Source organism: Ralstonia flaminis, assembly GCF_958415495.1.
Lineage (GTDB): Bacteria > Pseudomonadota > Gammaproteobacteria > Burkholderiales > Burkholderiaceae > Ralstonia > Ralstonia flaminis.
This window is the reverse complement of sequence record NZ_CATZLL010000033.1, coordinates 1-4,739: the sequence shown is the minus strand read 5'-3', so window position 1 is coordinate 4,739 and position 4,739 is coordinate 1. Positions and strand designations below refer to the sequence as shown.

At 68.4% G+C, this 4,739-nt stretch carries 1 protein-coding gene; it reads left to right on the top strand.

Annotated features, from left to right (window positions below):
- A partial coding sequence (locus R2N11_RS26280; RefSeq protein WP_430715484.1) for a beta strand repeat-containing protein occupies positions 1 to 4,739 on the top strand: 4,739 nt, incomplete at both ends.

Here is a 4,739-nt window from a genome sequence, read left to right as displayed (position 1 = left end):
AACTTCACCGTGACCGCCACCGACAGCAGCACCGGCACCGGTCCGTTCTCGGCCACCAGCGGCCCACTCACGCTGACCATCAATGCGCCCACGATCAGCGTGTCGCCTGTTTCGCTGCCCATGGCAACGGTGGCCACGTCCTATAGTCAGACCGTGTCGGCCAGCGGCGGTACGGCGTCGTACACGTACGCAGTCACGTCAGGTTCGCTGCCTTCGGGCATGACGCTGAGCTCGGGTGGCGTGCTCTCGGGCACGCCCACCGCAGGTGGGGCATTCAATTTCACGGTAACGGCTACCGACAGCTCCGGCGGTGCAGGCCCGTACACGGGGAGTCGAGCGTATTCGTTTGCGGTGAATGCGCCCACGTTGTCGATCACGCCGGCATCGGGCAGCCTCAGCGCCTCGGCTGGGGTCGCTTACAGCCAGACGTTCAGCACCAGCGGCGGTACGGCGCCCTACCACTACAGCCTCAGCGTCAACTCCGGCACGCTGCCCGCGGGAGTGTCGTTCAACAGCACCACTGGCGTGCTATCAGGTACGCCCACCAGCACGGGCACCGTCAACTTCACCATTACCGGTACGGACAGCTCCACAGGTACGGGGCCGTACACCACCTCAGGTACGTACACGCTGACCACCGCGGCTCCCACCATCAGCGTGTCGCCCATCACGCTGAGCGCAGCGACGGTCGGCGCGGCCTACAGCCAGACGGTCTCGGCCAGTGGTGGCACCGCGCCGTACACCTATGCGGTGACGAGCGGCGCGTTGCCCGCGGGGCTGACGCTCTCCAGCGGCGGCAGCTTGTCGGGCACGCCCACGGCGGGCGGCACGTTCAACTTCACCATCACGGCCACCGATGCCAACAGCTATACCGGCGCGCGCGCGTACAGCCTGACGGTCAGTGTTCCTACCATTGCGGTGAGCCCGACCACGCTGCCCGGGGCCACCATTGCCACGGCCTATAGCCAGACCATCACGGCCAGCGGCGGTACGGCGCCCTACGGTTATGTCATCACGTCGGGCTCGCTGCCGGCAGGCATGGCCTTGACCACGGGGGGCGTGCTGTCCGGTACGCCAACGGCGGGCGGCACCTTCAACTTCACCGTTACAGCCACGGATAGCAGCGCCGGCACGGGTTCGCCATACACCGGCAGCCGCGCCTATACGCTGAGCGTTGCGTCGCCCACGCTGACGATCACGCCGGCCTCCGGCGCCCTCAACGGCGTGGCAGGCACGGCCTACAGCCGCAACTTCAGTGCGAGTGGCGGCACGAGTCCGTACACCTACACCTTCGTGGTCAACAGTGGCAGCTTGCCCACGGGCCTGAGCTGGAATGCCGGTACGGCCACGCTGTCGGGCACACCCACCACGGCAGGCACGGTCAACTTCAGCGTAACGGCCACCGACAGCAGCTCCGGCAGCGGCCCGTACGCGGTGACCGGCACGTACGCACTGACGGTGTCCGTGCCCACCATTGCGGTGGCGCCCGCCACGCTGCCCAGCCCGGCGATTGCGACGGCGTACAGCCAGGCCGTGAGCGCCAGTGGCGGCAACGGGCCGTACACGTATGCCGTCACGGCGGGCGCCCTGCCTGTAGGCTTGACACTCAGTTCAACCGGTACGCTGTCCGGCACGCCGACGGCGGGTGGTACGTTCAATTTCACGCTCAGGGCTACCGACAGCAACGGCTTCTCTGGCAGCCAGGCGTATTCGATTACGCTGAATGCGCCCACGCTGACGCTCACACCATCCTCGGGCAGCCTGAACGCTACGCTTAGCCAGGCTTTCAACCAGACGTTCTCCATGGCCGGTGGCACCGCGCCTTACCACTACAGCATCAGTACCAATTCCGGCACGCTGCCGACCGGCATTGTGTTCAACACGGCCACCGGCACGCTGGCCGGTACGCCCACGGCCGCTGGCACGGTCAACTTCACGATCACCGCCACGGATAGCTCGACGGGCACAGGGCCCTACACCGCGTCCGGCACGTATACGCTGACCGCGGCTGCGCCTACCATCATCGTGTCGCCGTCGTCGTTGCCTGCAGGCACGGTGGGTGTGGCCTATAGCCAGATGGCATCGGCCAGCGGCGGTACTGCGCCGTACACCTACACGGTCACAGCCGGTACGCTGCCTGCGGGCCTGAGCCTGAACAGCAGCACGGGCACCCTCTCCGGCACCCCCACGGCCGGCGGCACCTTCAACTTGACCATCACGGCGACCGACGCCAACAGCTACACCGGCACGCGCAGCCTCAGCCTGACCGTCGGTGCCGCCACCCTCACCGTGAGCCCAAGCACGGTGCCCGGTGCCACGGTGAGCACGGCTTACTCGCAGAGCGTGTCGACCAGCGGTGGCACGGCACCGTACACGTATGCGGTCACGGCGGGGACATTGCCTGCAGGCATGACGCTGTCGTCGGCCGGTGTGCTGTCGGGCACGCCGACCGCTGGCGGCAATTTCAACTTTACGGTGACGAGTACCGACAGCAGTACCGGTACCGGCGCACCGTACGCAGCCGGGCGCGCCTACACGCTGACGGTGGCATCTCCCACGATGGCGATCACGCCGGCCTCCGGCGCACTCAACGGCGTGGCAGGCACGGCCTACAGCCGCAACTTCAGTGCGAGTGGCGGCACGGGTCCGTACACCTACACCTTCGTGGTCAACAGTGGCAGCTTGCCCACGGGCCTGAGCTGGAATACCGGTACGGCCACGCTGTCGGGCACACCCACCACGGCAGGCACGGTCAACTTCAGCGTAACGGCCACCGACAGCAGCTCCGGCAGCGGCCCGTACGTTGTGACAGGCACCTATACGCTCACGGTGTCTGCGCCCACCATTGCGGTGTCGCCGGCCACGCTGCCCAACCCGGCGATTGCGACGGCGTACAGCCAGACCGTGAACGCCAGCAACGGCACCGCGCCGTACACCTACGCCGTCACTGCTGGGGCGTTGCCGACCGGCCTGACGCTGAGCTCGTCCGGTGTGCTCTCCGGCACGCCCACGGCGGGCGGTACGTTCAACTTCACCGTCACCGCCACCGACGCCAACAGCTTCACCGCCAGCCGTGCCTATAGCGTTAGCATCGGCGCGCCGACGGTGACGGTCAGCCCCGCCGCCGTGACGGCCGCCCAGGTCACCACGGCCTACAGCCAGACCTTCAGCGCCACGGGCGGCACCGCGCCATACACGTACGCGGTGTCCAGCGGCACGCTGCCGGCGGGCCTGAGCCTGAACGCCAGCACCGGCGTGGTCTCGGGCACGCCCACCGCGCTGGGCTCCAGCACCTTCACCGTACGGGCCACCGACAGCAGCACCGGCACCGGCGCACCGTACTTCGGCACGCGCAGCTACACCCTCGTGGTGGGCCAGGTGATCGGCACCGCACCGGCGATCACCACGACGACGCTATCCAACGCACCGGTCACGGTGCACGCAACGGCCAATGCGACGGGCGGGCCGTTCTCGTCGATCGCCATCGTCAGCCCGCCGGCCAGCGGTACGGCCGTGATCAACGGACTGGACATCGTCTACACCCCAGCGCTGACCACCTCGGGCGCGGTCAACTTCACCTACGCGCTGATCAACACGGCGGGCACGTCGGCGCCGATTCCGGTGACGGTCAACGTCAACGGGGTGCCGATTGCGGTGGCGCAGAAGCAGGCTGCCACATCGTCTGGCCAGCCAATGAGCGTGGACCTGACCGAAGGCGCCACGGGTGGGCCGTTCACCGGCGCGACGCTGTTGTCAGTGGTGCCGTCCAACGCGGGCACGGCCAGCATCGTGCAGAAGGCGGTGCAAGCGCCGGCCGGTGTGAAGGCCCCAGCGGCGGCGGCATCGACCTACGTGCTGAACTTCACGCCGTCGAGCACGTACAGCGGCCCGGTGGTGCTGACGTACACGCTGTCCAACGCGTACGCCACGTCCATGCCGGCCACGGTGCAGGTGAGCGTGACGGCGCGCAAGGATCCGTCGGCCGATCCGGATGTGGCGGGCCTCATCAACGCGCAGATCCAGGCGGCACGTCGCTTTGCGACCACGCAGATCGACAACTACAACCGCCGCCTCGAAGCGCTGCACGGCTCCGGCCATGCGCCCTCGGACAACGGCCTGACGGTGGCCCTGCCGGGGATGCGCGCGGCCGATGCGCAGGCGCGCTGCCAGGACGTGGTCGGCATCGCCGCGCGTGACGCCTGCCTGCGCGGTGACGGCCCGGGCCGCTCGCTCACGCGCGGCAAGCGCAATCCCGACGCAACAAAGGATGCCAGCGCAGACAAGTCCAACGCCGACACCGGCCCCGACCTGCCGGGCGCCGATGCCGCAGGCACCGGTGCGGACAGCACCGACCCGCGCCTCGCGTTCTGGAGCGCCGGCACGCTGGACTTCGGCTTCGCCAACGCTGGCACGCAGCGTTCGGGCTTTCGCTTCACCACAGGCGGTGTGACCGCGGGTGCGGACTACCGCGTGTCGGATCAGCTCTCGGTGGGCGCGGGCTTCGGTTATGGGCGTGATTCCACCGACATCGGCAACGCCGGCACCAAGAGCACGGGTGACAGCTACAGCCTGGCGCTGTACGGCAGCTACCGTCCGCAGCCGTCGCTGTTCGTGGACGGCGTGGCGGGCTTCGGCACGCTCAGCTTCGACTCGCGCCGCTGGGTGACGGACGCCAGCGACTTCGCCACCGGCAAGCGCAACGGGCGCCAGATGTTCGCGTCGGTCTCGGCCGGCTACGA